This window comes from Corallococcus sp. RDP092CA (assembly GCF_041903675.1).
GTDB lineage: Bacteria > Myxococcota > Myxococcia > Myxococcales > Myxococcaceae > Corallococcus.
Genome location: NZ_JAYESI010000074.1, coordinates 1 through 3919, shown reverse-complemented (window position 1 = coordinate 3919; position 3919 = coordinate 1). Strand labels below are relative to the sequence as shown.

Sequence of the window (3919 nt, the reverse complement as noted above, 5' to 3'; positions counted from 1 at the left end):
CGGTGGCAATGTCGGAGGGGTCACACCCGTTCCCATCCCGAACACGGAAGTTAAGCCCTCCAGAGCCGATGGTACTCCGCGGGAAACCGCGTGGGAGAGTAGGTCGCTGCCGGATTCTTTTCTTGAAAGCCCCTGTCGCCTTCCTGGCGCCAGGGGCTTTATCTTTGCGGGCTTGCTTCCCCGTCAACGCCGCCTGCCTTGAGCGTCGCTCCGCGCTCGCTGGTGGCTGCCCTTGTGTTTCAGCCGAGCAGGCGCACCGCGAGAAAGACTGGCAGGGCAACGTAATAGAGCGCCCGGCAGGTCCACTCCGCGCCGATGCGTGTGTTGCGTGCCCAGCGAGGGCCCAGCCACGCGGCGCTGAAACACAGCGCTTCCGCGAGCGCTCGCCAGAAACAACCAAACAACAACAGCGCCAGGAACACGGGCAGCCAGGTGCGCGCGAAGGACGTGAGGTACGCCGTCCATCCGTACATCTGGAGCTCTCCGAACGGACCCCCGAAGGAGATGTACTGGTGTGCTCGGAAGAAGATGGCGGCGAGCACTCCGGGCACCAGGCCGTACTTCAATGCCTGGTCGTACCAGCGCCTGCGCCACTTCTCGCTCCGCGCTTGTGCGTACCTCACCCGGGGATCGTTCCTCGCCTCCCCGAGGGCTCCCATGGCTTCGAGCAGGGCCCTGGGGGCCTGTGCTTCCAGGCCGTAGTCGAATGCGCGTCCCGCTCGCAGCCTCAAGGTGAGTCCCGGGGCCGGTATGGGCAGTCGCCAGGGGCAGATGGAATCCAGGGTCTCGAATGGGATCTCGAAGTGCGCGCCGCCTCGGAGTGTGAGCACCAGCCCTTCTGGCCCCACCGTGACCGTGGCCCTCGTGCCCAGCCGCAAGAGGCGCAAGGCGATGTGCGGCAGGACTCCGCCGACCGCGAGACCTATCGCCAGCGGTACGGGTTGCAGTGTCTGCGTGCCCGCGAGCACGTCCTTGAGCAGCAGCGATGTGGCGTAGCCGAGCGTGCCCAGCACCGTGACGTGCAGGAGTCCTCCCAGGGCTCGCAGCCGGCGTGTGAGGGCATGGACGGGGAAGGGACCAGACGCGTCGACGGTCATGGGAGGGCATGGCGGCGCGCGCATTGCCTCGATGCGAGCGGCTTCCGTAGCATACGCACCCTGGAGGCCCTCCGAGAACATGCGTTCCCCGCCGCCTGGCCCTGAGCGTCGCACGGATTCCGATGGCGTGACGCGGGTGACGCCCTCGCGGGAGTCCTCGGGTGGCGTGGGGGCCTGGCTGATTGGCGGGGCCATCGCCGTCACCGGGCTGTGCGTGGGCGTTTGCCTGTGGTGGCTCTCCCGCCCTGTTGCCGTCGAGGACCTGCCCCCGGTCGTGGTGGCCGAGCGCTCCGCGCCGGTGGTTCCTTCCTTGGAGCCGGTGCGCCCTTCCGTGCGGCCCGCGGTCGCTCCGGTCGCTGCGCCCATGCACGTGGAGGATCCTGCCCCCATGCCTGTCGATGAGCCGCCGCCTGCTCCGGAGGGCAAGACCGGGACGGCGCTGTATCAGCGCGGCACCAAGCCGTTGAAGCGCGGGCTCGTCGTTCCCGACGACTTCGAGCTGCCCCCTGGGTACATGCGTCACTACCAGACGACGGACAACGGGCAGCCGCTCGCAGCCATCCTGATGTTCCATCCGGACTTCACACCCCGGGACGCCAACGGGCAGCCCATCCCCATCCCCGAGAACCGCGTGGTGCCCGAGGAACTGGCGCCCCCCGGCATGCCCCACCAACTGCTGGAGATTCCCGTCGAGGACGAGGACTCGCAGTGACGTCCGTGAAGGGGTGGGCTGGGGCGCTCCTGGGCGTCGCGGCGACCACCGTGCTGTTCGCGGCGTTCGGACAGTTGCGCCCGGATTGGGTGTGGCTGGGCGTGGTGGCCATGGCGCCATGGCTCGCGACGTTGGACCGGGTTCACTCCGGCCGCGGTGCCGTGCTCCTGGGCGCGCTGCTGTCAGTGACGTTCACCGCGGCGGTGTTTGGTTGGTTCCCGGGCGCCATCGCGGCGTACTCGCGAGCTCCGGTGTGGCTTTGCTGGGGCGTGTTCCTGCTCATCGCGCCGGTGTTGGAGCTCCAGTTCGTCACTGCCGCCTGGGTGCGGTGGTATTCGCGCCGGCGGCTCGCGGAGGCTCCGCGTCTGGCTTGGGTGCCTCCTGTGCTCACCGCCCTTACCTACGTGGGCACCGAGTGGTTCACGCCCAAGCTGTTCGCCGAGACGCTGGGGCATGCCCTCTATGCCTCGGAGACGTTGCGCCAGGGCGCGGACGTGGCGGGCGCTCCGGGGCTTACGCTGGTCCTGCTGCTCATCAACGAGTGTGTCGTGGCGGTGGGGCAGGGGCTGGCCTCGCGGCGGGGCTTGCGGCTCCGGCCGGTGGTCCTGGCGATCGTGCTGGCGGTGGGGGGCTGGGGCTATGGGTGGGTGAGGTTGGGGCAGGTGCGCGCGGCGGTGCACTCGGCTCCTTCGCTGGTGGTGGGGGCCGTGCAGGCGAACATCACCAACATCGAGAAGCTGGCCGCGGAGCAGGGCACCTACGAGGTCGTTCGCAACATCCTGGATACGCATTACGCGATGTCGGATGCGCTGCTGCGCTCGGCTCCACTGGACCTGTTGGTGTGGCCGGAGACGGTGTATCCGACGACGTTCGGCACTCCCAAGAGCGAGGACGGCGGCGCTCTGGATGAGGAGATCCGCTCGTGGGTGGCGGAGCGCGGCGTGCCGTTGGTGTTTGGCACCTATGACCTGGAGGGCGAGCGTGAGTTCAACGCCGCCATGTTCCTGGGGCCCTCGGCGACGGGCGAGCTGGCGCAGTCCGCGTATCGCAAGACGATGCTGTTCCCGCTCACGGAGTGGGTCCCGGACGCAGTGGACACACCTTCGCTGCGCGCATGGCTTCCGTGGACCGGCCGATGGAAGCGCGGGCCGGGCCCCCGGCTCGTGGACTTCCGGATCAACGGTGGCCGTGTGCTCAAGGTCGCGCCGCTCATCTGCTACGAGGCGATCTTTCCCAACTACGTCGCCGCGGAGGTGCGTCAGGGGGCGGACCTGATTCTCACGCTGTCGAATGACTCGTGGTTCTCGGGCACTCCGGCGCCTCGGCTGCACCTGATGCATGCGGCGTTTCGCAGCATCGAGACTCGCACCGCACAGGTGCGGGTGACCAACTCGGGCATTTCCGCGTTCATCGATCCCGCTGGGGCATGGACCTCTGAACTGGAGGACAACCAGCGTGCTAGCACCGTGATGCGTGTACCGGCCGTGGAGCGGCTGCGCTCGCTCGCGGGGGCCTGGGGCGACTGGTTGGGGCCCGTGGCGCTCGTGCTGGCCGTGGTGATGGTGGCGTGGATCCGACGACTCGGATTGGCGGGTGCTCAAGTCGTCACCGCCTAGGTACAGGCTTCCGTCTCGTCTCTACCCCTGCTGAGGGATGGTGGGCTTCACCTGGCGTGGTGATGCTTGGCATCCACTCTTCACGGGAGTCCTGCCATGAGCGACGATCTCAAAAACCGTGGTCCGAGGGACCGCGCACGCGTCAATGTCAACGAGCCTTGGGAAGTGCGCTGGTGGTGCGCTCACTTCGGCTGCACTGAGGCGCAGCTGCGTGCCGCCGTGGCGGCCGTCGGCGTGATGGCTGTCAAGGTGAAGGCCCGTCTGGGTAAGTAGGACTCGGCCCTCCCTGGGAGGCGCGGGCTTCCGCCAGTGCGCCTCCTTCAGGCCGCTTCGGCCTTCTGGGCAGGGAGCCGCGCGTCTGCCCTTGGTGTCAAGGCTCGGCCAATCAGGTCGCTGTTCGGTTCGGCCAATCAGGTCCGGACGTGAAGCGCCCAGGAATCGCGACGGAGTGGACCGCGCGGGTTCGGCCAAACCGGTCCGGCAGGGGCTCCGCT

General features: G+C 68.2%; 4 protein-coding genes and 1 rRNA gene. 4 read left to right on the top strand and 1 reads right to left on the bottom strand.

From position 1 onward, the window contains the following. Positions 1 to 115: ribosomal RNA gene (gene rrf / locus U8525_RS34130) — 5S ribosomal RNA — on the top strand; the annotation flags it as partial. A 124-nt stretch (positions 116 to 239) separates the two neighbouring features. Here rrf and U8525_RS34125 read toward each other — a convergent pair. Continuing rightward, positions 240 to 1097, bottom strand: a complete 858-nt coding sequence (locus tag U8525_RS34125) for a hypothetical protein (protein WP_374270917.1) — start codon at positions 1095 to 1097, stop codon at positions 240 to 242. A gap of 127 nt (positions 1098 to 1224) precedes the next feature. On the opposite strand from U8525_RS34125, the gene U8525_RS34120 reads away from it, so the two are divergent. The 3 genes from U8525_RS34120 (at position 1225) to U8525_RS34110 (ending at position 3698) form a co-directional block, all read left to right on the top strand. Beyond that, positions 1225 to 1809, top strand: coding sequence for a hypothetical protein (locus U8525_RS34120; protein WP_374270916.1), 585 nt, complete (start codon positions 1225 to 1227; stop codon positions 1807 to 1809). Further along, the gene (gene lnt / locus U8525_RS34115; RefSeq protein ID WP_374270915.1) at positions 1806 to 3425 is read left to right on the top strand and encodes an apolipoprotein N-acyltransferase; all 1620 of its coding nucleotides are present in this window, start codon (positions 1806 to 1808) and stop codon (positions 3423 to 3425) included. Before U8525_RS34120 ends, lnt begins: the two co-directional genes overlap by 4 nt. A gap of 96 nt (positions 3426 to 3521) precedes the next feature. After that, a complete protein-coding gene (locus U8525_RS34110; protein WP_374270914.1) occupies positions 3522 to 3698 on the top strand; it encodes a DUF3606 domain-containing protein in 177 nt (58 codons plus the stop codon). Positions 3699 to 3919 lie beyond the last annotated feature (221 nt).